This window comes from Bacillus sp. SORGH_AS_0510, from assembly GCF_030818775.1.
Classification (GTDB): Bacteria; Bacillota; Bacilli; order Bacillales; family Cytobacillaceae; genus Neobacillus.
Genome location: NZ_JAUTAU010000001.1, coordinates 2754422 through 2777063, shown reverse-complemented (window position 1 = coordinate 2777063; position 22642 = coordinate 2754422). Strand labels below are relative to the sequence as shown.

The following is a 22642-nucleotide window of genomic DNA, read 5'->3' as shown; positions in this document are numbered from 1 at the left end:
AGTAAAATTAATGAATTTTTTAGGCAACAAATCAGAACTAACCTTAAAACCTATAGGTGACTTTAATACGAGTAACCAAAATATCATTTTGAAATCAGGTAGTACTTATCTACTTAAACTGCAAAATGAGAAATTATATTTATATAAAGATAATAATCTCCTGGAATCATTTACATCTTTATCTACTACACCAATACAAGCGAGTTCACAACTCTCCATCAATGATCGTCCCTATTTAGGAAGCTTTGATTTTTTAATCGAAAACAATAAATACATTCGACCTCTAAACTCCATTTCAATGGAAAATTATTTAAAGGGTGTTGTCCCGATTGAAATGTACCCGTTTTGGAACATCGATGCATTAAAAACACAAGCGGTTGCAGCAAGAACGTATGCTATGAGTTATAACAAACGAGGAGTCATCGATGATACGATTTTATATCAAGTATACGGTGGATATATCTGGACGCCGAATACAACAAGAGCAGTGGATGAAACCAAAGGACAGGTTGCTGAGTATAATGGCCGTTTAATAGATGCCGTTTATTCTGCCAGTAATGGCGGAAGGACAGAAAGTAACGCGAATGCGTGGGGTACAAGCGCCGTGCCATATATGACAATTAAACTAGATCCATATGATCCGAAAACCAACTGGAAATTCTCATTTCACCAAACACAAATTGATATTACCTCATTAGATTTATCTAAACCATCTGATTGGTGGTCTTCTACAAAAGAAGTGGATTCAACAATCTCATCTAATATTAAAATGTGGCTAACTAATAATGGTTATGCAAACACAGAAATAAAAATTTTATCCATTCCTGAATTCTCACTTCATAGCGTAGGTTCTGGTGGGCGAGTGACAAAGGGAAACATAACGGTAGAGTTTTATGTAAAAGATAAGATAGATGCCGAAGGAAACTTAGAAAAGCAACACGTGTCATTCGCTAATATCAGTGCTTCAAAAGTTCGATCCATTATTGGTAACCGAATGATGCTTAGTTATTTAGTAAACGAAATGAAAACAGAAAATGGTTTGTTTAGTGTTTCCGGTACAGGTGACGGCCATGGTGTGGGAATGAGCCAATGGGGTGCTCAAAACATGGCAGGAGCAGGAAAAAGCTATCAAGAGATTTTAAAGTTTTATTATCCAGGAATCACTGTTGCTCAAATGTATGAAGGAAATGGCCAATCCATTTCGGCAGCTAAAAAGATTGGCTGGATGAAAGAGCAAGGAAAGTGGTACTTCATCCAGACAAATGGCATTAAAGCTACAGGATGGTTAAAGGATGCCAACAAGTGGTATTATCTTGACCAAAATGGCAAAATGTTAACCGGTTGGCAGAAAGTTAGTGGCAAATGGTACTTTTTAAAATTAGATGGAGCAATGGCAACCGGCTGGATAAAGGATCATAATAAGTGGTATTATCTAACCTCTTCAGGTGCCATGGCTACCGGCTGGATAAATGATCATGGAAAGAAGTATTATTTAACTCCAAACGGTGCAATGGTACAAAACAAACAATATATTAATGGCAAATGGTATACCTTTCATACAAGTGGATATTTACTATAAATTCTAAAGCGGTGCCTGACCCCAGCGAAATCTGTTGGGGTCAGGCACTTTTTTTGTAAAAAGATTGACATAAATTTGTCAGAGTATATAATTAATATTAATTTAATTAATCCGATAAAACTAATGTGATTTATGGGTAAAGTGGGTGAATGGAATGTTTCTTCATATAAATAATGTAAATAAAGAATTCGGAAATTCAAATTCGGTCAATACAGTCCTTTCTAATATTAACCTTGAAATTAAAGAGGGAGAATTTGTTTCTATTCTTGGACCATCTGGCTGTGGGAAATCTACCTTATTATCAATTGTTGCGGGTTTAACCAAGCCTTCAAATGGTGAGGTATTTCTGAACGGTGAGAAAATTACCAAGCCAGGGAGAGACCGAGGAATGGTATTCCAACAAGCTGCTTTATTTCCATGGATGACCGTAGAAGAGAATGTGATGTTCGCGCTTCGAAAGGAAATGAAAAAGAATGAGGCAAGAGAAGTTGCTCATCAATACTTAAAGATGGTACAGCTAAGTAACTATACCAAGCACTCTCCACATGAATTATCCGGTGGGATGCAGCAACGTGTATCTATCGCTAGAGCATTGTCAATGAATCCAAAGGTATTACTCATGGATGAACCGTTTGGTGCTCTTGATGAACAAACAAGATCAAGACTTCATATTGAATTAGAAAAAATTTGGATTGAAACAAGAAAAACAATTCTATTTGTTACACATAGTATTCGTGAATCAATTAAGTTATCTGACAGAATTATTGTCATGGGAACAAGGCCTGGTGTGGTTTTAGAAGACATTCAGGTAAAAATACCAAGGCCTCGTGAAAACCATACACAATTGGTTGCAAAATTAGAGGAAAAGATTATGAGTTTACTACAATCTGAGATTGATAAAGTTGTAAAAGAGGAACTAGCTTATGCAGCCAATAATTAAACGTATTATTTTCTTTGTATCCCTACTTGTGATTTGGCAGATAGGTGTAACAGTGAGCGGTGTTTCACCATCCGTTATGCCTGCACCAACTGATGTGCTAAATGCGTTAGAAAAGGGCTTTTCTGATAAAACCTTAATCTATGATATTTTGGCGAGTTTTCGTCGCTTATTTATTGGTTTAGGCATCTCCATCATTTTAGGACTAGGCTTAGGCATTCTTTTAGCTAAAAATAAAACGGCCGATGAGACCTTAGGAACATTGATTTTAGCTCTTCAGAGTGTTCCTAGTATTGTTTGGCTTCCTATTGCCATTATGTGGTTTGGTCTAAACGAAACATCCGTCATTTTTATCGTCATTTTAGGAGCTACACTCGTTATGACGATCAATATGAGAATTGGTATTAAAAATGTACCACCACTTTATATCCGTGCCGCTCAGACTATGGGATCTGGCGGGTTTGACCTTTTTAGAAGTGTTATATTTCCAGCCTCCATACCTTATGCAGTTACTGGAGCAAGACTTGGTTGGGCATTTGCCTGGAGAGCATTAATGGCTGGGGAAATTCTCAGCACGGGACCAGGGTTAGGGTATACACTGAAATATGCTTCGGATTTTGGAAACATGAGCATGGTTATTGCCATTATGATTATCATTGGTGTAATCGGCACTGTGGTTGATATTGCTTTCTTCCAACGAGTGGAACAAAATGTTATTCGCCGTTGGGGTCTAGAAACAACAAATTAAGGGGGAACTAGAGAGATGAAGAAACGTACTGCGATTATTAGCTTATTATTCCTACTCCTAATGGGGGCATTAGCTGGATGTGGGACAGACCAAGCAAGTTCAGGGTCAGGTAAAGAAGAGAAAAAGGTCGTTATAGGCTACTTCCCTAATATTGACCATGCACCTGCCATGATTGCACGTGAAAAAGGCTACTATGAAAAAGAATTAGGGAATGGCGTGAAAGTGGAATACAAGACTTTCCCTGATGGCGGTGCCTTTATGACAGCACTGAAAACGGGTGAAATTGATGCAGGCTTAGTGGGTCCAGGACCTGTAATGAATAACTTTACAAATGGGGCTGACGTAAAAATTATTGCTGGAGCATCTTCTGGTGGTACAGCGATTGTTGCCAGTAAGAAAAGCGGAGTCAATTCTGTTGAGGATTTTAAAGGGAAAACATTTATTACACCTGGTGTAGGGTGTACACATGATGTTCAAATGGAAACTTTCTTACAAGATTTCGGTATTTCATCTGCTCGAATTGGCGGCACATTAAAGCATGTAACTGGAAATCCAGCACAATATGCAGCTATGTTTGAATCTGGAAAAGTCGACATCGCGGCGGTTCCAGAGCCATGGGCTTCACAGTTAGTAAAAGAAGCAGGTGCTAAAATCATCGTTGACAGCAAAAAGATTTCTTTCGGAACAACTTTACCGAACACAATTTTAGTATCTAGCGGTAAGAAAATCAAATCTGATAAAGAAATTATTCAAAAGATCGTTGATGCTCAAAATGAGGCGATTGCTTTTATAAAGAAAAATCCTGAAGAAGCAAAAGAAATTACCATTAAGAGTATTAAAGAAAGTACAAAACAAGAGCTTGATAAAGATATTGTTGATGGTGCTTGGAAAAATATCCGTTTTACAACAGATGTAAATAAAGATGTCATTCAAGACTTCGCAAACTCTTCTGTTGAGCTAAAGTTCTTAAAGGAAAAGCCAGATTTTGCGGCATTGATTGATTCACAATTTATTAACTAATACGAATGAAAGGTGCTGGGTGTCAATTGACTCGGCACCTTTTTGTGAAAAAGGGTGGTTTTCGTTGAAACGATTAATAGTTCTCCTTTTGCTTATAACGCTTCTCTCTGCCTGTTCTGAGAAAGAAAAGAATGTGGAAAATGAATTTCCACTACACATGGAGGTAGGCAATTTCAAAGGTCTAAATCAAGATGGTGAGGCTGTTTCATTTTCAAAGCTAAAGGGAAAGGTCTGGGTAGCTGATTTCATGTTTACGAATTGCGATACAGTATGCTCCCCTATGACGGCAAACATGGCCGAACTTCAGCGAAAATTAGCCGATGAAGGGGTAGAAGTTCAGCTTGTATCTTTTAGCATCGATCCTGACAATGATCAACCAGGGGTATTAAAGGATTATGCCAGTGGAGTAGAGGCGGATTTTTCTAATTGGGACCTAGTAACCGGATATAAGCAGGAGTTCATAGAAAGTTTCGCCAATAAATCCTTTATGGCTGCAGCGGCTAAAATGGAAGGTTCGAATCAATTTGTTCACAGTACTTCCTTTTATTTAGTAGATGAAAAAGGGATTGTTGTACAAAAGTATGAAGGCGTATCGGAACCACCGTATGAGCAGATTGTTAAGGATATCAAGTTGTTACAATAAATTGGTTTTTTATAATAAAGTTATGTAAACTAAAGTGTGAAATTTCTTGGCCATCGTGTACGAACAACAACGATGGCCACTTGAGATTAGAGAAATTTTTTCAATTCGCTGATAAAGTTTCATATTCGCTGATAACTATATTATATCCGCTGATAAATCCTGAAATTCGCTGATAAGAGTAAAAAATCCGCTGATAAAAAATAATTTGGGCTTAAAATGGTGTACTTTTATACCTAAATATAATATCTAAGAGCTAAAAGGTGGTGTATCGTTCGAAAATTAGTTTAAGAAATCACCAAAATGTTTATTTAAGTATTTCCCTAAACTCTTTTCCCTTCTGTACATAGTGTTCACTGGACATTTGCAGCATCTGCAGGTCCTTTTCTGTCAGCTCTCGGACGACTTTACCTGGCGAACCAAGAACGAGGGAGCGTGGAGGTATTTTAATTCCTCCTGCGAGCAAGGTATTGGCCCCAATAATACATTCCTCGCCGACCTCAACATTGTCCAATAACGTAGAACCCATTCCGATAATAGACCTCTTACCAATTTTACATCCATGTAAAATGACGTTGTGTCCTACCGTCACATCATCTTCAATTATGACAGGAAATCCCTCATATAAATGAATCGTTGAGTTATCTTGAATACTACATCGTTCTCCAACGATAATAGTTCCATCATCGCCCCTTAGTACCGCATTAAACCAAACCGTTGATTCTTTCCCAATTTGAACATTCCCAATAATATAGGAGCCAGGTGCCATAAATACGGACTCATGAACTGAAGGTGAAACTCCCTTGTATGTAATCAACATACCAATCACTCCTTGCAGATTTCTGAATTATCTTTCATCTCCAAATTATACCATGATGGTCATGATAATCGTTCAAAAAACACTTCCTTACATTGTAAGCGCTTTATAATTTACAAAATAGTAAAAATAATCAAAAAATATTGACAGTCTTTTTCTAGGGTGGTAACCTTATAAAAAAATTAAACTTGAATCTATGAAGAGAAGAGTAGGATTGCTCCTTGTTTTACAGAGAGTCGGTGGTTGCTGGGAGCCGATAACAGGGCACTTTGAAGATCATCTCTGAGATGTATAGCTGAATTAGTAATGTAAGTTATACCGGTTAGTCCGCCGTTATATTGGAACACGTGCATGAATTTGTATGTTAATCGAGAGCCGCAGCTTCTTTTTGAAACTTGCGGAAGTAGGGTGGTATCGCGAGGTAACTCGTCCCTATATAAGGGGACGGGTTTTTTGTTGTTTAAAAACAATGAATAAAACAAACTACATAACTACGGAGGGAATGTGAAAATGAATCAACAGGTCGATAAAAAAGTGTTTAATGTGGAGGATATCATTATTGCCAACCATACCATCAAAGATGTGATTTCACCAACTCCATTGCAATATAATCATTTGCTTTCAGAACGCTATTGCTGCCATGTTTATTTAAAACGAGAGGATTTACAAAGTGTACGATCCTTCAAGATTCGGGGGGCTTATAACCGTATTAAAAAATTAAGTGGTGAAGACCTTCAAAATGGGATCATCTGCGCAAGTGCAGGAAATCATGCGCAGGGTGTTGCTTATTCCTGTCATTTGTTAAAAATCAATGGGAAAATCTTTATGCCGAGTACAACCCCTAAGCAGAAGGTGAATCAGGTTAAGTTTTGGGGTAAAGATAGTGTGGAAATTGTCCTTGTAGGGGATACCTTCGACGATGCTTATGAAAAAGCAATGGAATGCAGTCGGAATGAGAACCGTACATTTATTCACCCTTTTGATGATTATGATGTAATTGCAGGCCAGGGTACCGTTGCTGTCGAATTGTTAAATGATTGTCCTGATAAAATTGATTATCTGTTTGCGGCAATCGGCGGTGGTGGTCTCTTAGCGGGTGTAGGGACATACTTAAGACACTATTCTCCGCAAACACAATTAATTGGTGTTGAACCTCAAGGGGCACCAGGTATGAAGGAGTCCATTTTAAAAGGTGAAGTGACGAAACTTGTGGAAATCGACCCATTTGTGGATGGAGCCGCTGTTAAAACAGTTGGTTCAAAGACCTTTAACATTTGTAAAGAAATTGTGGATGATATTACCGTCGTTCCAGAAGGTAAGGTGTGCACGACTCTTTTATCGCTTTATAATGAAAATGCTATTGTCGTTGAACCGACCGGAGCACTTTCCGTTGCCGCTCTAGATACCTACGCAGAACAAATTAAGGGGAAAACGGTGGTTTGTATTGTCAGTGGTGGAAACAATGATATTGGACGGATGCAGGAGATTAAGGAACGCTCAAAGCTTTATGAAGGACTTCAGCATTATTTTATCGTTCAATTTCCACAGCGACCTGGTGCGTTGCGTGAATTCTTATTTGATGTTTTAGGACCGAATGATGATATTAGCCATTTTGAGTATACGAAAAAGAACAATCGGGAAACGGGACCTGCCTTAGTGGGAATTGAACTAAAGGATAAAGAGGATTACTTCCCATTAATTGAACGAATTAAAGCAAAGGGTTTCTTTTACAGAGAAGTTAATAAAGATAGTACATTGTTTCAGATGCTCGTTTAGACGTGAAAAGACCTTCCTACATGGAAAGGTCTTTTTTTTACAGTCATGATACTTAACAAATGTCATTTTTAAGGTATAATATTATCTGTGTATGAATCCGCATTTTGTGTGCTGGATTCGATAAATAGAAATTATCATGAACTGCTAATTATTATTCTGACACGGTACAAGTCAGGATGATAATTTTGTGTAGATTCAAAGTGGAAAGAGAGTGTTCATAATGGGTCGTAAGTGGAACAATATTAAAGAAAAGAAAGCGTCAAAAGATGCAAATACTAGTCGTATTTATGCAAAGTTTGGTGTAGAAATCTATGTAGCGGCGAAGCAAGGTGAGCCAAATCCAGAATCTAATCAAACATTACGATTTGTTCTTGAGCGTGCTAAAACTTACAATGTACCAAGACATATTATCGACCGTGCGATTGATAAAGCAAAAGGCGGTTCAGATGAAGCCTATACTGAACTACGCTACGAAGGCTTTGGTCCAAATGGATCGATGGTTATTGTCGATGCCTTAACAAATAACGTAAACCGTACGGCTTCTGACGTTCGTGCTGCTTTTGGTAAAAACGGCGGAAATATGGGTGTCAGCGGATCTGTTGCATATATGTTTGATGCTACAGCTGTAATTGGTATTGAAGGTAAAACTTCTGAAGAGGTTTTGGAACTTCTAATGGAAGCAGATGTTGATGTTCGTGACATTATTGAAGAAGAAGATTCTGTCATTGTTTATGCTGAACCAGATCAGTTCCATGCTGTTCAAGAAGCATTTAAAAATGCTGGCGTTACTGAATTTACAGTAGCTGAGCTTACCATGCTTGCACAAAACGAAGTAACCCTTCCGGAAGATGCACAAGCAAAGTTTGAAAAAATGATTGATACCCTGGAAGATTTAGACGATGTTCAGCAGGTATATCACAACGTGGACCTAGGAGAATAAAATGAAGAGGTTGACTAAATAAGTCGACCTCTATTTTTTATGATGTATAAATTTTCCTCGAAGATTAACAATAAGCACAGTGTTATCTTTTAACACTAATTTTCAATGTGGAGGGATACGCTTTGGATATTCTTTTTAGCTTACTCTCAACTTTACGTATTTTGGGCTATAGAGCGATGCACCTTATTAGGTATATGAATTACAGACTGCAATGGCTGTTCCATATTTACGCTCTAGCTTAGGAGTATTCAAGTATCAATTTTCGCATTGAAGAAAGAAAGGCAAGCATTTTATGATGCTTGCCTTTTTACTACTGATAAAATAAAAATCGTTGTGATGATTAAAAAGGAACCAATCCATTCTGCTGGCCCCAAGGAAACCTGCAACCAGGCAACCGCTAAAAAGGCAGCAGACAAAGGTTCAACACAGGCAAGAAGACTTGCTTCAGAGGCCTGTATGTATTTCAAACTTTCCATGTAGCAAAAGAAGGCAATTAATGTCCCAAAAATAACAACAAATACCACTGCTACGAAGGATGTAAGACTCCAAGCGCCCTGAAACACCCAAGGCGGATGTATAAAGCTAAAGCCAATTCCGCCGACTGTCATACCCCAGCCAACCGTGATTAGAGATCCCCATTTAGATAGCAAATCCTTTGGATAAAGTGTATAAAATGCAAGCGCAAAGGCGGAAAGAATTCCCCAAAAGAAAGCAGGAAGAGAAATGGCAAGTGAGTGAATATTTCCTTTGGTTACAAGAAGATAAGTCCCCAAAAGTGCAAACAGGATCGCAACCCCTTCATGCTTGGAGGGTAGTTTTTTCCCACGAATGCTTAAAAATCCTGCTATAATCACTGGTGCAAGATACTGTAAGACCGTTGCAGTGGCAGCATTTCCATGCTCTATAGCAGCAAAATAAGTATACTGCACCCCAAACATTCCCAAGACACCAAAAATGATCAGACGAAGAACATCTTGTTTATTTTTCCAAATGGACCAGATGTCTTGTTTTCCAACCGAATAAGAAAAGAAAAGTAATCCTACGCCTGAAAGAATCAACCGTGTTACAACAAGCCAGCTGGTACTGAAACCTTGTTGTTGAAATAAGTATTGAGCAACCGTTCCAGAAACTCCCCAAAGTGTAGCAGCAATCACGACTAGTATGATTCCTTTTGCTCTAGGGTAGGATATAATGGTGCCGCGCAAATTCATGAAATACCCCCAAAAGAACAAAGTTAATTAAATATAAATATAGCAAAAATTTAGCTAGGATGGTAGAAAAGTGGAATTGTCACTTTCTCTTATTTAGAGGAATTTGTGCTTCTATTAGAGAATATAGTCGATAGAACAATAGTTAATAGCTGCTATCATTAAAGTAGCGGAATGCTAGCAAGGTGAAAGTTGTGTGCAGTATGGAAAATAGATAAGGGGGAGTAACGTTGAAGGCTATTATTGTTCCTGAATTTGGCGGACCTGAGGTTATGCGATATACAGATACAGATATACCTAGAGTCAGTCCGAGTCAGGTTTTAATTAGAGTAGAAAAAACAAGTGTTAATTTTGCAGATGTAAAAGCGAGATACGGGAAAAAAGGTAAAGGAAACTTCCCTTTTATTCCAGGCTTGGATGCAACAGGTGTGATTGTGGAAGTTGGTTCGGAAGTGTCCCATTTACATCCCGGAAATAGAGTTATTGCTTTTCCAGCTAATGGTTCTTATGCAGAATATATTGTTGCAGAAGGTGTTCTTACATATGAAATCCCGGATTCGATTGATTTCACTATAGCAGCAGCATGCCCTACTGTTTCTTTTCTTTCCTATAAATTGCTTGCAGAGATAGCTAGAATGGAAAAGGGGGAGACCATTCTTATTCATTCCGCTGCTGGTGGAGTGGGAACTACCGCTATCCAGTTTGCCAAACTGCTCGGCGCTGGTACAATTATTGGTACTGTCGGCGACGAAAGTAAGGTATCTGTTGCCTTAAAGGCTGGTGCTGATCATGTCATATGTAATAAAAATGATGATTTTTCAAGAGTGGTAAATGAATTAACGGATGGAAAAGGAGTAGATATTGTTCTAGATTCTGTCGCAGGTGAGGTCACAGGTCAAAGCTTAACTTGTTTAGCTCCTTATGGCCGTTTGGTCCAGTTTGGCAATTCAAGTGGATTAGCAGGAAACTTTAAAACTAGTGATCTTCACGCTAGCTGCCGTTCGGTGCTTGGCTTTAGTTTAGGTACGACAAGGAAAAAGAGACCAGAAAGCTTACAGTCTACAGCTAAAGAAGTGCTAAAATATATTAAAGAAGGAAAGTTAAAGTTGGAAATTGGCCATCACTTCTCCTTAGAGAATGCTATTGAAGCCCATAAGCTTATAGAGAGTAGATTAAGTATTGGGAAAATTATTTTAGATGTAAGAGGTTAAACATAATACCCCTTAAACTTGCTGTTGAATAATCCCAATCTGGGCAACACTTGTTTTGGGGGATATTTTTTTATGTAAGGTAAGGTGAGTATTGTTAGAAAAAGAATGAAATAGATGAATTTACTTTACTCCTTTAAAGTGTGTTATTATTTAAATGTGAACATTGGGAAAGGATGGATAAAATGTCTATAGAAAGTGTAAAAAATCATTTTAAACAATGGAATCGCGATGTCGATATAATGGAATTTGAGTCCCTTAGTGCTACGGTAGAACAAGCAGCTGAGACAATAGGTGTAATCCCTGCCCGTATAGCCAAAACTTTATCATTTAGAGGTGCAGAGGAAAAGGCCATCCTAATTGTTGCTGCTGGTGATGCCAAGGTTGATAATAAAAAGTTTCGTCAGAAGTTTGGCCTCAAACCCCGAATGCTCTCGCCAGAAGAAGTTCTTGAGCAAACAGGGCATGCCGTTGGAGGGGTCTGCCCGTTTGGTTTAGCAAAAGAGCTGGATGTTTACCTAGATGTTTCAATGAAACGCTTTGACACCCTTTTTCCAGCATGCGGAAGTACTAATTCAGCAATTGAATTAACGAAAGAGGAATTATACAGTTATTCATTTGCTATGGAATGGGTAGATGTTTGTAAGGGCTGGGAAGAAGCACAAGACAATGTAAATGAAAGTGTCACAAGCGATGTCCTATAAAATGAAAAATACATAGGATTGAAACAGAAAAGGACAAAACATGTCCTTTTTTTATTATATTAATGATATTTTTTACACTCTCCTTACTGAATTTGTCGTATGATAGATATAGTTGGTAAAAAATACATATTTTACAATTTAAGGGGAGAATGTTTTTTTATATGAAAAGACAATTTGATATCGATTGGATTCGTGTTCTCGCGACACTTGCAGTTTTTATTTATCATTGTTTGATGTTTTTTAATCCTTGGGCATGGCATGTAAAGAATAATATAACGGACCCAACTTATATTACTTCGGTTTCCTTGTTTATGAGTTCCTGGCTGATGCCGATTTTCTTTGTAATGTCAGGTATGAGTTCCTATTATGCACTTAAAAAAAGAACGGGTAAGGTGTTTATAAAGGAAAGGTTAGCTCGATTAGGGATTCCACTTTTGTTTGGTGTTATGATCCTAACTCCACCCCAAGTGTATATGGAACGCATAAGTCATGGTCAATATTCTGGTTCTTTTTTCCAATGGTACCCACACTATTTTGATGGCGTTTACCTAGATATTGGCGGTACAGGCAATTTTGCGTTTGTTGGCCTACATTTATGGTATTTATTGGTTCTCCTTGTTTTCAGTATAGCGACCCTGCCACTTTTTCTGAAGAAAAAACCAGCCATAACAAGAGCAATGAAACCATACCAGTTTTATCTGTTAGCTATCCCTTTAATGGTTTTATCTGCATTGGTGGATGTGGTCCGCCTAGGTGGATGGGACATTAGTTATTATTTAATCATTTTCTTATACGGTTATTTTATTTGTACGAAAGAATCCTTTAGAAAAATGACTCAAAAACTACTTCCTATTAATCTAGGCATTTCAATCTTTACTACTGTTTTTTTTATTTACGGCTTTTTCTCAGGAATGTCATCCGAACATTCTATAGTCGGTGTGTTATTTGCCGCAGTTAAAGCCCTAAACTGTTGGACTTGGGTGCTTGTCATTTTTACTCTAGCGGATCGATATCTTTCTTTTTCAAATAAGTGGTTGACCTATGGATCACAAGCAGCTATGCCCTTTTATGTTCTCCATCAGCCTGTCATTGTTACGTTAGGATTTTTTGTTGCTGATTTGGAGTGGTCCATTCCAGTTAAACTTCTTTTGTTATTAGTAGTTTCATTTGTTATTATTATGTGCATTTACCATTTTATAATTTCTAAACTTTCCATTTTGCGTGTTTTATTTGGGATTAAAGGAAGTCACACCCATAGGGAACGTAGGGCTAATCCGGATATTAGAATAAATGGATAATAAAAATAGTGAAGAGAGCTTGGTAGCCAAGCTCTCTTTTTCTGGATGAGATCTATTCAAAATGTTTGGTCACAAATTCACCTATTTCATCAATTGCCTGCAGGCCTTCAGGGATGGCAAAGGTTTGAAAAACATGCCACATATCTTCCCATATCTTAAAGTCAACTTCTACACCTGCGGCGCGTGCCCGGTCTACAAGACGCGCTGCATCGCTTAACAGGATTTCATCATTTCCAACATGCACTAACATCGGAGGAAGTCCGGTTAAGTCAGCATAAATTGGTGAAACGAGTGGGTGACGAGGGTCTAGATCGCGAATATATAATTTAGGTGATAGACGTGTTGCATCCGGCGATAACCATGGATCTGATTCAGCCCGAGTTACCATGGATTCACCCGTTCCTTCCATGTCTGTCCAAGGTGATAGGAGTACGGCCAATGCAGGTAGTGGATCATTTGCGTCTTTAAGTGAGAGAAGGGTTGCTAATGTGAGACCGCCACCTGCCGAGTCACCGCCAATAACTATATTTTTCGGAGAAACGCCTGATGTGAGAAGCGAGCGATAGACACGGATTGCGTCTTCAATTGCAGCCGGATATGGGTTTTCAGGAGCAAGTCGGTATTCAGGTACGAGTACACGTGCGGCAGTAGAACGAGAAAGTTTTGAAGCTAAATATCGATGTGTATTGCAGCTACCCATTATGTAGGCACCACCGTGAAGATAGAGGAAAACACGGTCGTCCACCGCATTTGGTGCCGTTACCCATTCAGCAGGAATGCCTTCAATGTCTACTTTTTCAACGGAAATATCCTGTGCAATAGGGGTTAAAGAAGATAAGGACTCTAAACCTTTTCTTGCTGTTTCAATATTAGCACCAGGAGATTGTTTTGCCTTTGACATTTGTAAAAATTGTCTTACCAACAGACTTTCTTGACTAGCCATTACCATTTCTCCTTTCAAATAGAGAGAGTATACGCATACCCTTAACTAATTCTCTAAGGCTCAGAAAATCACCTCCATATTTTTACAAAAATAATAGGTAAGACTATTATGTTGGAAGCTACATTACCTTAAATGGTTTGTGGACTGGTTAAGGGAAGCGTAGAAGGACTCTACGTGCCCGAACCCAGCGGTAAAAAACAAAATTGGTAACATAGAAGGATTTTACGTTACCGATTCCAGACAAAGAAAATAAAAACGGTCACATAACGACTGTGACCGTTTCATAAATTATTCTTATTTAACGAGGAATCAGCGGTTTAACCGAAATAGCAGGAGAGAAGGTGGTAACAATGCATCCGTCTAATTGATTTGGGCTCAACAACCCTAGACTTAACGCCGATTTAATTTTATTATCATCTGGCTTCTTCACCACCTGAATCAGATCATTCATCTGTAATTCCTCTAGTCTTTTAACAGTGTCTACTTCAATATATTTTTCAGTCTTACGTATTTGTCGTTGAAGCTTGAACCCATTAATGGTAATTTCCCCTTTGTGGTTGGATCCTACAAGATTATTAAAATAAGTTTGAAAAACTTCCTTCAAAGTATTCATTTCCATTTCAATTTCTTTTTTCTTTTTATTCAGTTCGTAATACTTGTTTAACATCTCACCTGTAATCAAGGATTCATTGTTTTTTACCAATTCCCTCGCCTCCCTACGAACGTATATTCTATCTTATGTTTCACCTGCCAAAAACATTACTGCAAAATGAATAGAATGATAAACGGTGTCAGGCACCCGAAAAGAAAAATTATTTGCATTCTTGGCTAATAACTGGCAATCTTATGTAGGTAGTACTAAATCTTCTTGGAAAGACAATAGGTGATTAAATGATTGAGGTAAAAACATCAAAGCTAAGTGATGGAGAATTAAATAGAGGGGTATTTGCAACCCGTGATATAGCAAAAGGTGAACTGATTCATGAAGCACCGGTTCTTCCCTATCCGAATAGGGAGCATGTTCATATCGAGAAAACCTTGCTTGCAGATTATGCATTTGAGTATGGTATTAACCATTCCTGCTTATTGCTGGGATACGGTATGCTGTTTAACCATTCCTATCAGCCCAATGCCGATTATGAAATTAACTTCCCTAACCACACATTTGATTTCTATGCTTATCGGGATATTAAAGCGGGAGAAGAAATTCTCATCAACTATAATGGCGATGTGGATGACAATGAACCACTTTGGTTCGATAAGGAAAAAGCAGATAGTTAACCATTAGTAATAAAGTAAGGGGCTGACCAAATGAGTCAGCCTCTTTTTCATGTTTTGTAATAAGGAAGTTAGTCAAAGCTAGTAAGACCAATAAATTTATGGATTATTTTTAAAGGAGAAAGAGCTTTGACAAAGGAAGAAGTATTTAAACTGTTGGTCCTGATAGAATCAGTCTATCCAAATTGTGTAATAAAGAATGACATGGTTCTTCATTGGTTTAAGCTAGCTCCATTTCTTGATTATCAGACTCTGATAGGTCGTCTTCATAGTCATATTAGAAAATGCCCATATCCGCCATCTCTACAGGATTTGTCGGAGGCCCGAAAAAAGTTGATGCATGATGCAAATCACGGATTCATGCAAAAGTCTATCTCGTCGTGGATGCAAGAGTATTCCATAAGATAAATTTCGAGTGGCTAAGATTTATTTAAGTAAGACTGGGTGTTGATTTTAAAATCAGGTTACCCGCCCATGCCTTTTTGTCATTTCAACATAGTCTAGACTGTAACCTATACAAAGGAGAGATGTTCTAATGAATGGAATGACACAAAATATGTATGAAATTAGAACAATGGGAGGTTTCCCAGGCATGGGTGGAGCAGGAACAATGGGAGGTTTCCCAGGCATGGGTGGAGCAGGAACAATGGGAGGTTTCCCGGGCATGGGTGGAGCAGGAACAATGGGAGGTTTCCCAGGCATGGGTGGAGCAGGAGCAATGGGAGGCTTTCCAGGCATGGGTGGAGCAGGAGTAATGGGAGGCTTTCCAGGTATGGGCATGGGTATGGGAGGTTTTCCAGGCCATGGATGGCATAGTGGAGGTTGGTTTCCAGGTCATGGATGGCATGGCGGCTGGGGAGGATATCATGACCATGGATGGCATGGAGGTTGGGGACATCATGGACATGGAGGATATGGCGGCTGGTGAGGTTCTTCAGTTAATGATTGACATGGAAGCTTGTGATGAGCCTCAATTCACCAATGAAAATTGATACTTGTTTTATTGGAAAATAAAAATGGATCACATAATTGATAGATAAATATAATAGGTATGCCCCTAAAACAATGAAAAAGCCTTGATTTATCAGGGCTTTTTCACATGAATAGCATTTTTTAGCTCATAGCTAAAACAGGATGACTCGATGGATATTTAAAATATAGTCTAACTGCAAGTGAGATTCCTTTCGCAATATTTGTAGCCATTTTATAGATAATATGGAGATTTGAATAGGTTAAGGATGTTTCTATAGGTCTGTCTTTATCAACGGTTACTCCCATTATGCTGCAGTCTCCTATTGGTGAAAGTGAGTTACCAAGTCCTACCCCGGGCAGTAATGAACCTTCACGAACTACAATTGTATTTATCAAATCCACTGAGCCTACTACACTATCAACGGCAATGACAAAGCTATTTTGAGGAATAGAGATGCACGAAAGCTCAGGACCCAGTGTTTCAGCATCTAGAGGATATTGAAGATTACCTAATACGGTTAAATGATTAGGATAGGAATGCTGCAACAATGTACCAACAAATGGACCAAGACTATCTCCACTTATCCGGCTCGATCCTATGCCTAGCACAAAAATATGCTTTGTACCTTCTGGAATGATTGTATGAATGGTATCGCGGATAAACAAAGGTGCAAGGCTGTGATTATATGGAGTGGTTTTTTCTACTAGTAGCTTCTTTTTAGTAAATGTTTGTTGTAGGGTCATGCTTGGTTCACCTCACAGTATAAATTTTTTTTAGGTATATACATAATAGTTGCTACAATATTCTCCATCCCTCCTTAACAATCCTTCTTTGGTTATAAAATATAAGTGTGAAAAATAGTATAGTAATTTCTGAGAATTCCAATTAATATATAATTATTCTGGGAAAAATAGGAGGAATAAAACATGTTAATTCAACAGGCTACATTAAATGAACTAGAATCGGTAAGTGAACTTTTTGATTTGTATAGAGTATTTTATGAACAAGCATCAGATGTGGAGAGTGCAAAAGATTTTATTAAGGAACGAATAATTAATGAAGAGTCTGTCATCTTTGTTGCTATCGAAGATCAAGCTGCATTAGGCTTTGTACAGCTTTATCCATCTTTTTCATCAGTAAGCATGAAGCGTTCTTGGGTATTAAATGATTTATATGTGAAGAAAGAAGCCCGGGGGAAGGGTGTGGGAGAAACTCTAATCAAAACGGCACTCCATTTTGCAAAAGGGACAGGTGCAAAGGGTGTATTGCTTGAGACAGGCAAGGAAAACCATAATGCTCAAAGATTATATGAAAAAATAGGATTTATGAAAGAAACAAATTATTTTTATTATTATACTATTTAATATCCATGAAATTTTTAAGACTCCTACACTATTAGTAACCATAAAACTGCTAAATTGAAAATATAGTATTCTGAGGTGATGTTTTTATGAAAAATTTAGCTGTGATGGGTGAGGTTCAAAGTGGGAGTGTCTATATGGTTGAGATGCATGATGGTGAAATTAGCTCATTTCGTGTTTTAAGTGAAACACCCTCCCATTTTATTCTTTCATACTCAACAACCGAAACGGTAGAAGTATTTGAAAAGGCAAAAAATGAAATTAGTGGTATTTACGAGGTCCGTGAGTGGTGGGATGCGAAAGGGAAGAATGGTGATTCCGTAGTAAACGGTTAATCTAGTTATAAAGAAAAAGGCTCAATGTTTTCAAATATGTTAAAATAATACATATTTAGAAAATAATCTGTCAGCTAGGGGAGAGTTCTGTGCTTTTTCATTATCATTTTTGGACACCAAATTTAGAGGAAATGGAAAACTTTTATTTAAACCAAGGGTTCAGGGTAAGTCAAAGATTAGGGAAATACAAAGGAGAATTTCAATCATTTAATCCACCATTATCGTGGGATGAGTTCAGAGAACAAGGGGTTCTTTTCCGAATTATTGAAATGAAGAAGGGGAATGTGAACATAAGTTTTGGATTTGGAAAACGGTGTGATGTTCGATCATATCGGTTTTCTCGTGACAGAGGAAGAGAAAAGAAAGATTTGTGAGAATGCAGATTCTTTAAAGTGGAAAGTGGAAGTTGGAGATCGAAGAACCTTTATTTCCACACCATATCAATTTTTAATTGAACTGCAAACTCATTTGGATGCAGTTGATGGAGACGGTCAGAATGCTGATATCCAACAAATGATTATTGCAACATCAGATGATGGACTAGAACAGGACCTCACGATATTATTTGGAAAAAAAGTGCCTGAAGTTCAAGCCATCATTGAAGATACAGTGATGCTAAAAGAAGTTATACTGCCAACTATTAGCCAAAAAGAAATAAAAGACCCAAATGGGGTTCTTATTCATAATGGTTCATAAAAACGTTAAATACCCCCTAAAATGGAAAAGGGGGTATTTTTTATTATTTTTTAGAGTTACCTAGAATAGTATCTAAATAGTGCCTAATAGCTTCAGCATTTCCAGAAATTTTTGTTTCTCTTTGTTGATCCATTCTCCATTTCTCAAGAGATTTTACCAATACCTCTTGCTCCATTGCTTGTGGGATTACAACAACCCCGTCAGCGTCACCAATAATTAAATCACCTGGGTGTATAGAAATTCCTCCACAGGAGATGGGGACGTTCACTTCGCCAATTCCCGCTTTTCCGCTAGCCGCAACAGTGGTTCCTCTGCAAAAGACAGGGAAATTCAATACTTTTACTCCGACAATGTCTCTAATGACACCATCAACAACCAATCCGGTGATACCCAAGGTTTGGGCCATTCCAACAACAAAATCTCCAGCTATTGCCCGATATTGATCACCTTTTGCATCAACAACCAATACTTCGCCATTTTTTGCTTCTCGAATGGCTTTTAGAACGGCCAGGTTGTCACCAACAGGGATTTTGACTGTACACGCCCTTCCTACAAGTTTATATTCTACCTTTAGTGGCTTTATTGAAGGATGTAAATTATTTAACCCATCCATTGCATCAGAAATGCAAGTTGTAGGAATATTGCGAAATATTTCGACGATTGAATCCATACTCATACTCCTTTCCACCAATATCTCACATTCATTATAGTGCAAAATGGAAAAAGAGGGCATTTACAGGCCCTCTAAAGGATACTATTTTTAACAGCATTACTATCGTTCAAGTCAGAATCTAAGATATAGGAAATAGGGATAATCATTGGTACAAAATCACCATTTTGTTCACCATATCCTTGATTTCTTTTATAGGAGATAAAATGATCTAAAAACTGATTTGGCCCCGTGTTAAGCAAAGAACCATGATCCAATACGTTTACTTTTAAACCTCCAACATTTACGATCATTGGTGCAAATATCAAACTTTCCACCCCTTTGAGGCATGTCGTTAAATTATACTGTTCTTAGCAGTATTACTATCGTTTACATCAGGGTCCGCTATCCAGGATATCGGAATATTAACAGGGGAGATATCCCCGTTTTGTTCACCTACTCCTTGGTTTCTTTTATAACTAACCAATTGATCAATTAACTGGTATGGTCCTAGGTTAACAAATGACCCGTTATCCACTGTATTGACTTTAAAACCTAAGAAGTTGATGGCCATTGGGGCAATGTTCAAAAAAATCACTCCTAACCTTTTTATAAGTGAGCACTAAGATGTGGTATGCACAAGTCATTTATTATTTTTAAAAGAGGGTGAATCCACTAGATCATCATCTAAAACCACATGGATGGGGATTGCGGTAATGGAGAAGTCAGCACATTGTTGGCCGAACCCCTGATTTTTTCTCCCACCGACATGATTACCTACAATAAAATTTGACCCTAAGGAAACGGGACTTGAGTGGTCTGCACTGTTAATCTTCAAATCGCCAATGTTTATTTTTGTTGGGATAAAGTACATCGGGTCCTCCTGCTAGTGAAAGAAGTTGAGTCTCTGTTTAGAATATATTCGCAATTTGTATGTATAAGACCATGTTGTTGGAACTGAGCATTTGCTCGTGGTTGTCTCCATAAAAAAAAGAAAGTGGGGGTAAACCACTTTCAAATGAAGGAAAACTTTTATGGGTTAATACAGAATATGTTGATGCTTGTACGTGCATGTAGTGAACATGTCCATTCTAAAAAAATTTTAATAAAAAAGGGCGTTAACAAATTTCTTGAATCAGCTCTATGGAATTATTTTTAGGTGAATTAACTAAAGTGGAAACTTGGTAAGCATCCATGAATCTTTCATCCATCGGGATCAGGAATTGTTGCAGGTATTTAGGATCTGTTATCGATGGATCTAACCATATTTTTTCATCCTCAGGTTTTAAAATAACTGGCATCCGATCATGAATATCTTTCATTAATTCATTGGGGTTTGTAGTTATAACCGAACAAGTATGGATCCGCTTTCCTTCTGGTGACTTCCATCCCTCCCAAATACCGGCCATTGCAAATAAATCATTTGATTTAAGTTTGATTCGCATAGGAGTTTTTGTCTTATCTGCGTTCCTTTTCCATTCATAAAAGCTATCTGCAATAATGAGGCAACGTTTTTTCTTAAAAGCATTTCTAAAGCTAGGCTTCTCATTTAGTGTCTCTGCCCGTGCATTAATCATTTTATGATTAAGGGTAGGGTCCTTTGCCCATGAAGGAATCAAGCCCCAATGTAAGAAACCCATTCTATTAACTTTTCCATCATTTATTACCGCTAGTACGGACTGAGAAGGGGCAATATTGTAGCTAGGTAAGAAAGTTTCATATTCAAGAAATGATTCAATCATAAACCGATCCATAATCTCTTCAATATTCACAGTTAGTGTGAATCGACCACACATGACAAGTCACCTCTTTCCTTAGAAAACCCATAAAATGGGTAATAAAGTTCTATTAATATTCAGAATAGCATGGTAATATTAGTGTTCAGGGTGTGGAAATATTGGAACGAAAGGATATAGTTCATTATAATCGGTGGGTTTTATAAAATAAAGCAAAAGGGGAAGAAAGAAAAGTGAAGGAAAAGATTCATGATCAAGTTGTGAGTGATAATCATTTGAGTCAATTAGCATCGGTAGGGCAAATAGCTGCTGGAATTGCTCACGAGGTACGAAACCCCTTAACAGCGGTAAAAGGTTTTTTACAGCTCCTTGAACAGGATCAAAAAGAAGACTACATACGTATTGCTCAATCAGAATTAGAAAATGCCTTAACTACTTTAAATAATCTACTTCAAGTATCCAAACCGGACCAAGAAGAAGAGGAGATGCAATCATTTTCTGTCGTGATTGAATTGGAATCCATCCTAAATTTATTTCAAAATCAATTCTATAATGTTGAGATCATGACAAATTTTAGGGATGCTGATGCCAAATTCCATGGAAAAAAGAGTCAGTTTAAAAAGGCGTTTTTCAACTTAATTAAGAATGCTTTTGAATCAATGGAATCGAAAGGAACCTTAATCATTAGTCATTATGCTTCTTCTGAGGAATTAGTTGTCACTATTGAAGACACAGGCGTAGGCATTCCAGATGAGAAGTTAAACTTACTTGGTACCCCCTTTTTTACTACAAAGGATCATGGTACAGGAATGGGTTTAACACAGGTTTTTTCTGTAATCTACCAGCATGGTGGGAAAGTGGTGGTTAAGAGTAAAGAAAAGATAGGTACAAAGTTTACAATCCGATTACCAAAGCAGTTTGTACCAACAAAAAGAGGGGTGAAAAGATTGGAACTTAATATTAAGGACAATTGCAGCGTAAAAGATTTTTTCATTTTAAATAGAGATCAATTTGAAGTGAATTTACTTGGCGAGGCTATTAATGTAAAAGATAAGATAGAAGAAATACGGACTATTGGAAATACAGACCTTTTAAATAATGCACATAGACTAGTGATGTATGTTGTTGAAGAACGAGAGCATGAACTGATTTTATTTGCCAAGCAAGAAGGGGTATCATGGGCAAAACATTCATTAACGATTGCCTTTAAGCTAGAATGGGTACAAGCTATTAGAAGAACATTGTGGGATTTTTTATACAATTATGAAACATTAACTAATTTAAACAGTAGTCGGGAGAATTTCTATACACTTGAAAAAAATACAAATCAGCTGATCGATCAATTCCTCAACTATTTTTTCATCAGTTACACAAAGTATAGGGATGAACTTCTGGATACACAAAGAAAACTGGTAGAGAACCTGTCTGTTCCCATTATTCCTCTTTCCAAAGAAGTGTGTATACTTCCGTTAATTGGAAATATAGACATGGTCAGAATGAACACCATTGAAGATAAAGTGTTAAATAATATTGAAAGAACACATATACAAACACTCATTATCGATTTTTCTGGTGTGGCCCAAATGGATGAAGATGTCATTAATTATTTAATAAAAATAATAAATGGTATTAACATGATGGGTTGTAAATCAGTTCTTACCGGATTACGTGCTGAAAATGTAAAGTTGATGATCCGTTTAGGGTTAAGCATCGATCAAATGGTTGAGTACAAAGGAACTCTACAAATTGCTTTAAAAGACTTTGTGTCAGTTTAACAATTTTTGATATTCATATAA

The 22642-nt window shown here is 37.6% G+C and carries 27 protein-coding genes and 1 other annotated feature; of the genes, 17 read left to right on the top strand and 10 right to left on the bottom strand.

Annotated features, from left to right (window positions below; translation table 11 throughout):
* Positions 1–10 precede the first annotated feature (10 nt).
* The 5 genes from QE429_RS14265 to QE429_RS14245 all read left to right on the top strand — a co-directional run bounded on the left by QE429_RS14265 (position 11) and on the right by QE429_RS14245 (position 4927).
* Positions 11–1579, top strand: coding sequence for a SpoIID/LytB domain-containing protein (locus QE429_RS14265; protein WP_307287820.1), 1569 nt, complete (start codon positions 11–13; stop codon positions 1577–1579).
* Between the two features lie 154 nt (positions 1580–1733).
* Complete coding sequence (locus QE429_RS14260) at positions 1734–2519, top strand: ABC transporter ATP-binding protein (RefSeq protein ID WP_307287818.1); 786 nt, start codon at positions 1734–1736, stop codon at positions 2517–2519.
* The gene (locus tag QE429_RS14255; protein WP_307287816.1) at positions 2503–3264 is read left to right on the top strand and encodes an ABC transporter permease; all 762 of its coding nucleotides are present in this window, start codon (positions 2503–2505) and stop codon (positions 3262–3264) included. Before QE429_RS14260 ends, QE429_RS14255 begins: the two co-directional genes overlap by 17 nt.
* Before the next feature lie 15 nt (positions 3265–3279).
* A complete protein-coding gene (locus QE429_RS14250; protein ID WP_307287815.1) occupies positions 3280–4284 on the top strand; it encodes an aliphatic sulfonate ABC transporter substrate-binding protein in 1005 nt (334 codons plus the stop codon).
* Between the two features lie 64 nt (positions 4285–4348).
* Entirely contained in the window at positions 4349–4927 is a 579-nt protein-coding gene (locus QE429_RS14245; protein WP_307287814.1) for an SCO family protein, read from the top strand.
* A gap of 304 nt (positions 4928–5231) precedes the next feature.
* On the opposite strand, the gene QE429_RS14240 is transcribed toward QE429_RS14245, so the two are convergent.
* Complete coding sequence (locus tag QE429_RS14240; RefSeq protein WP_307287812.1) at positions 5232–5744, bottom strand: gamma carbonic anhydrase family protein; 513 nt, start codon at positions 5742–5744, stop codon at positions 5232–5234.
* Positions 5745–5928: 184 nt separating this feature from the next.
* Positions 5929–6178, top strand: a binding site (T-box leader).
* Positions 6179–6251: 73 nt separating this feature from the next.
* Between QE429_RS14240 and ilvA the strand changes: the two genes are divergently transcribed.
* Together ilvA and QE429_RS14230 are read left to right on the top strand one after the other, a co-directional pair.
* Entirely contained in the window at positions 6252–7517 is a 1266-nt protein-coding gene (gene ilvA, locus QE429_RS14235; RefSeq protein ID WP_307287810.1) for a threonine ammonia-lyase IlvA, read from the top strand.
* 220 nt (positions 7518–7737) lie between these two features.
* Positions 7738–8457, top strand: a complete 720-nt coding sequence (locus QE429_RS14230; RefSeq protein WP_307287808.1) for a YebC/PmpR family DNA-binding transcriptional regulator — start codon at positions 7738–7740, stop codon at positions 8455–8457.
* A 290-nt stretch (positions 8458–8747) separates the two neighbouring features.
* Here QE429_RS14230 and QE429_RS14225 read toward each other — a convergent pair whose 3' ends face one another.
* On the bottom strand, positions 8748–9668 hold the full coding sequence (locus QE429_RS14225; RefSeq protein ID WP_307287806.1) for a DMT family transporter: 921 nt from the start codon (positions 9666–9668) through the stop codon (positions 8748–8750).
* Between the two features lie 227 nt (positions 9669–9895).
* On the opposite strand from QE429_RS14225, the gene QE429_RS14220 reads away from it, so the two are divergent.
* From QE429_RS14220 to QE429_RS14210, 3 genes are all read left to right on the top strand, one after another.
* Complete coding sequence (locus tag QE429_RS14220; RefSeq protein WP_307287804.1) at positions 9896–10876, top strand: quinone oxidoreductase family protein; 981 nt, start codon at positions 9896–9898, stop codon at positions 10874–10876.
* Positions 10877–11058: 182 nt separating this feature from the next.
* Complete coding sequence (locus tag QE429_RS14215; RefSeq protein WP_307287803.1) at positions 11059–11577, top strand: YbaK/EbsC family protein; 519 nt, start codon at positions 11059–11061, stop codon at positions 11575–11577.
* 161 nt (positions 11578–11738) lie between these two features.
* Positions 11739–12875: an acyltransferase family protein gene (locus QE429_RS14210; protein WP_307287801.1), complete on the top strand. Its 1137-nt coding sequence runs from the start codon at positions 11739–11741 to the stop codon at positions 12873–12875.
* Between the two features lie 52 nt (positions 12876–12927).
* Here QE429_RS14210 and QE429_RS14205 read toward each other — a convergent pair whose 3' ends face one another.
* Both QE429_RS14205 and QE429_RS14200 read right to left on the bottom strand, forming a co-directional pair.
* Positions 12928–13818: an alpha/beta hydrolase gene (locus tag QE429_RS14205; RefSeq protein WP_307287800.1), complete on the bottom strand. Its 891-nt coding sequence runs from the start codon at positions 13816–13818 to the stop codon at positions 12928–12930.
* Positions 13819–14116: 298 nt separating this feature from the next.
* Positions 14117–14521 (bottom strand): hypothetical protein, encoded by a 405-nt coding sequence (locus tag QE429_RS14200; RefSeq protein WP_307287798.1) that lies wholly within the window; start codon positions 14519–14521, stop codon positions 14117–14119.
* A gap of 188 nt (positions 14522–14709) precedes the next feature.
* Between QE429_RS14200 and QE429_RS14195 the strand changes: the two genes are divergently transcribed.
* From QE429_RS14195 to QE429_RS14185, 3 genes are all read left to right on the top strand, one after another.
* Positions 14710–15099, top strand: coding sequence for an SET domain-containing protein (locus QE429_RS14195; RefSeq protein ID WP_307287797.1), 390 nt, complete (start codon positions 14710–14712; stop codon positions 15097–15099).
* A 126-nt stretch (positions 15100–15225) separates the two neighbouring features.
* Entirely contained in the window at positions 15226–15504 is a 279-nt protein-coding gene (locus tag QE429_RS14190) for a hypothetical protein (RefSeq protein WP_307287795.1), read from the top strand.
* 127 nt (positions 15505–15631) lie between these two features.
* Positions 15632–16024: a hypothetical protein gene (locus QE429_RS14185; protein WP_307287793.1), complete on the top strand. Its 393-nt coding sequence runs from the start codon at positions 15632–15634 to the stop codon at positions 16022–16024.
* A gap of 185 nt (positions 16025–16209) precedes the next feature.
* Here QE429_RS14185 and yyaC read toward each other — a convergent pair whose 3' ends face one another.
* The gene (gene yyaC / locus QE429_RS14180; protein WP_307287791.1) at positions 16210–16812 is read right to left on the bottom strand and encodes a spore protease YyaC; all 603 of its coding nucleotides are present in this window, start codon (positions 16810–16812) and stop codon (positions 16210–16212) included.
* Positions 16813–16995: 183 nt separating this feature from the next.
* Here yyaC and QE429_RS14175 point away from each other — a divergent pair, with 183 nt between their 5' ends.
* The 3 genes from QE429_RS14175 (at position 16996) to QE429_RS14165 (ending at position 18461) form a co-directional block, all read left to right on the top strand.
* Positions 16996–17433, top strand: coding sequence for a GNAT family N-acetyltransferase (locus tag QE429_RS14175; RefSeq protein WP_307287789.1), 438 nt, complete (start codon positions 16996–16998; stop codon positions 17431–17433).
* 86 nt (positions 17434–17519) lie between these two features.
* Positions 17520–17765 carry a hypothetical protein gene (locus QE429_RS14170; RefSeq protein WP_307287787.1) on the top strand — a complete coding sequence of 82 codons (246 nt, stop codon included), beginning with the start codon at positions 17520–17522 and terminating at the stop codon, positions 17763–17765.
* 297 nt (positions 17766–18062) lie between these two features.
* Positions 18063–18461, top strand: a complete 399-nt coding sequence (locus QE429_RS14165) for a hypothetical protein (RefSeq protein WP_307287786.1) — start codon at positions 18063–18065, stop codon at positions 18459–18461.
* A gap of 43 nt (positions 18462–18504) precedes the next feature.
* On the opposite strand, the gene QE429_RS14160 is transcribed toward QE429_RS14165, so the two are convergent.
* The 5 genes from QE429_RS14160 to QE429_RS14140 all read right to left on the bottom strand — a co-directional run bounded on the left by QE429_RS14160 (position 18505) and on the right by QE429_RS14140 (position 20906).
* Complete coding sequence (locus QE429_RS14160; protein ID WP_307290818.1) at positions 18505–19131, bottom strand: RraA family protein; 627 nt, start codon at positions 19129–19131, stop codon at positions 18505–18507.
* A gap of 74 nt (positions 19132–19205) precedes the next feature.
* Positions 19206–19424, bottom strand: coding sequence for a hypothetical protein (locus tag QE429_RS14155; protein WP_373463255.1), 219 nt, complete (start codon positions 19422–19424; stop codon positions 19206–19208).
* 41 nt (positions 19425–19465) lie between these two features.
* Positions 19466–19684 (bottom strand): hypothetical protein, encoded by a 219-nt coding sequence (locus QE429_RS14150; RefSeq protein WP_373463254.1) that lies wholly within the window; start codon positions 19682–19684, stop codon positions 19466–19468.
* A gap of 69 nt (positions 19685–19753) precedes the next feature.
* A complete protein-coding gene (locus QE429_RS14145) occupies positions 19754–19984 on the bottom strand; it encodes a hypothetical protein (protein WP_307287781.1) in 231 nt (76 codons plus the stop codon).
* Positions 19985–20228: 244 nt separating this feature from the next.
* A complete protein-coding gene (locus tag QE429_RS14140; RefSeq protein WP_307287779.1) occupies positions 20229–20906 on the bottom strand; it encodes an SOS response-associated peptidase in 678 nt (225 codons plus the stop codon).
* 173 nt (positions 20907–21079) lie between these two features.
* Here QE429_RS14140 and QE429_RS14135 point away from each other — a divergent pair, with 173 nt between their 5' ends.
* On the top strand, positions 21080–22621 hold the full coding sequence (locus QE429_RS14135) for an ATP-binding protein (protein ID WP_307287777.1): 1542 nt from the start codon (positions 21080–21082) through the stop codon (positions 22619–22621).
* Positions 22622–22642: the final 21 nt, after the last annotated feature.

Coding starts and splice junctions, on each gene's coding strand:
- QE429_RS14265 (WP_307287820.1), top strand. CDS start 11: ATGAATTTTTTAGGCAACAAATCAGAACTAACCTTAAAACCTATAGGT.
- QE429_RS14260 (WP_307287818.1), top strand. CDS start 1,734: ATGTTTCTTCATATAAATAATGTAAATAAAGAATTCGGAAATTCAAAT.
- QE429_RS14255 (WP_307287816.1), top strand. CDS start 2,503: ATGCAGCCAATAATTAAACGTATTATTTTCTTTGTATCCCTACTTGTG.
- QE429_RS14250 (WP_307287815.1), top strand. CDS start 3,280: ATGAAGAAACGTACTGCGATTATTAGCTTATTATTCCTACTCCTAATG.
- QE429_RS14240 (WP_307287812.1), bottom strand. CDS start 5,744: ATGTTGATTACATACAAGGGAGTTTCACCTTCAGTTCATGAGTCCGTA.
- ilvA (WP_307287810.1), top strand. CDS start 6,252: ATGAATCAACAGGTCGATAAAAAAGTGTTTAATGTGGAGGATATCATT.
- QE429_RS14230 (WP_307287808.1), top strand. CDS start 7,738: ATGGGTCGTAAGTGGAACAATATTAAAGAAAAGAAAGCGTCAAAAGAT.
- QE429_RS14225 (WP_307287806.1), bottom strand. CDS start 9,668: ATGAATTTGCGCGGCACCATTATATCCTACCCTAGAGCAAAAGGAATC.
- QE429_RS14215 (WP_307287803.1), top strand. CDS start 11,059: ATGTCTATAGAAAGTGTAAAAAATCATTTTAAACAATGGAATCGCGAT.
- QE429_RS14210 (WP_307287801.1), top strand. CDS start 11,739: ATGAAAAGACAATTTGATATCGATTGGATTCGTGTTCTCGCGACACTT.
- QE429_RS14205 (WP_307287800.1), bottom strand. CDS start 13,818: ATGGCTAGTCAAGAAAGTCTGTTGGTAAGACAATTTTTACAAATGTCA.
- QE429_RS14195 (WP_307287797.1), top strand. CDS start 14,710: ATGATTGAGGTAAAAACATCAAAGCTAAGTGATGGAGAATTAAATAGA.
- QE429_RS14185 (WP_307287793.1), top strand. CDS start 15,632: ATGAATGGAATGACACAAAATATGTATGAAATTAGAACAATGGGAGGT.
- yyaC (WP_307287791.1), bottom strand. CDS start 16,812: ATGACCCTACAACAAACATTTACTAAAAAGAAGCTACTAGTAGAAAAA.
- QE429_RS14175 (WP_307287789.1), top strand. CDS start 16,996: ATGTTAATTCAACAGGCTACATTAAATGAACTAGAATCGGTAAGTGAA.
- QE429_RS14170 (WP_307287787.1), top strand. CDS start 17,520: ATGAAAAATTTAGCTGTGATGGGTGAGGTTCAAAGTGGGAGTGTCTAT.
- QE429_RS14160 (WP_307290818.1), bottom strand. CDS start 19,131: ATGGATTCAATCGTCGAAATATTTCGCAATATTCCTACAACTTGCATT.
- QE429_RS14155 (WP_373463255.1), bottom strand. CDS start 19,424: ATGATCGTAAATGTTGGAGGTTTAAAAGTAAACGTATTGGATCATGGT.
- QE429_RS14150 (WP_373463254.1), bottom strand. CDS start 19,684: ATGGCCATCAACTTCTTAGGTTTTAAAGTCAATACAGTGGATAACGGG.
- QE429_RS14145 (WP_307287781.1), bottom strand. CDS start 19,984: ATGTACTTTATCCCAACAAAAATAAACATTGGCGATTTGAAGATTAAC.
- QE429_RS14140 (WP_307287779.1), bottom strand. CDS start 20,906: ATGTGTGGTCGATTCACACTAACTGTGAATATTGAAGAGATTATGGAT.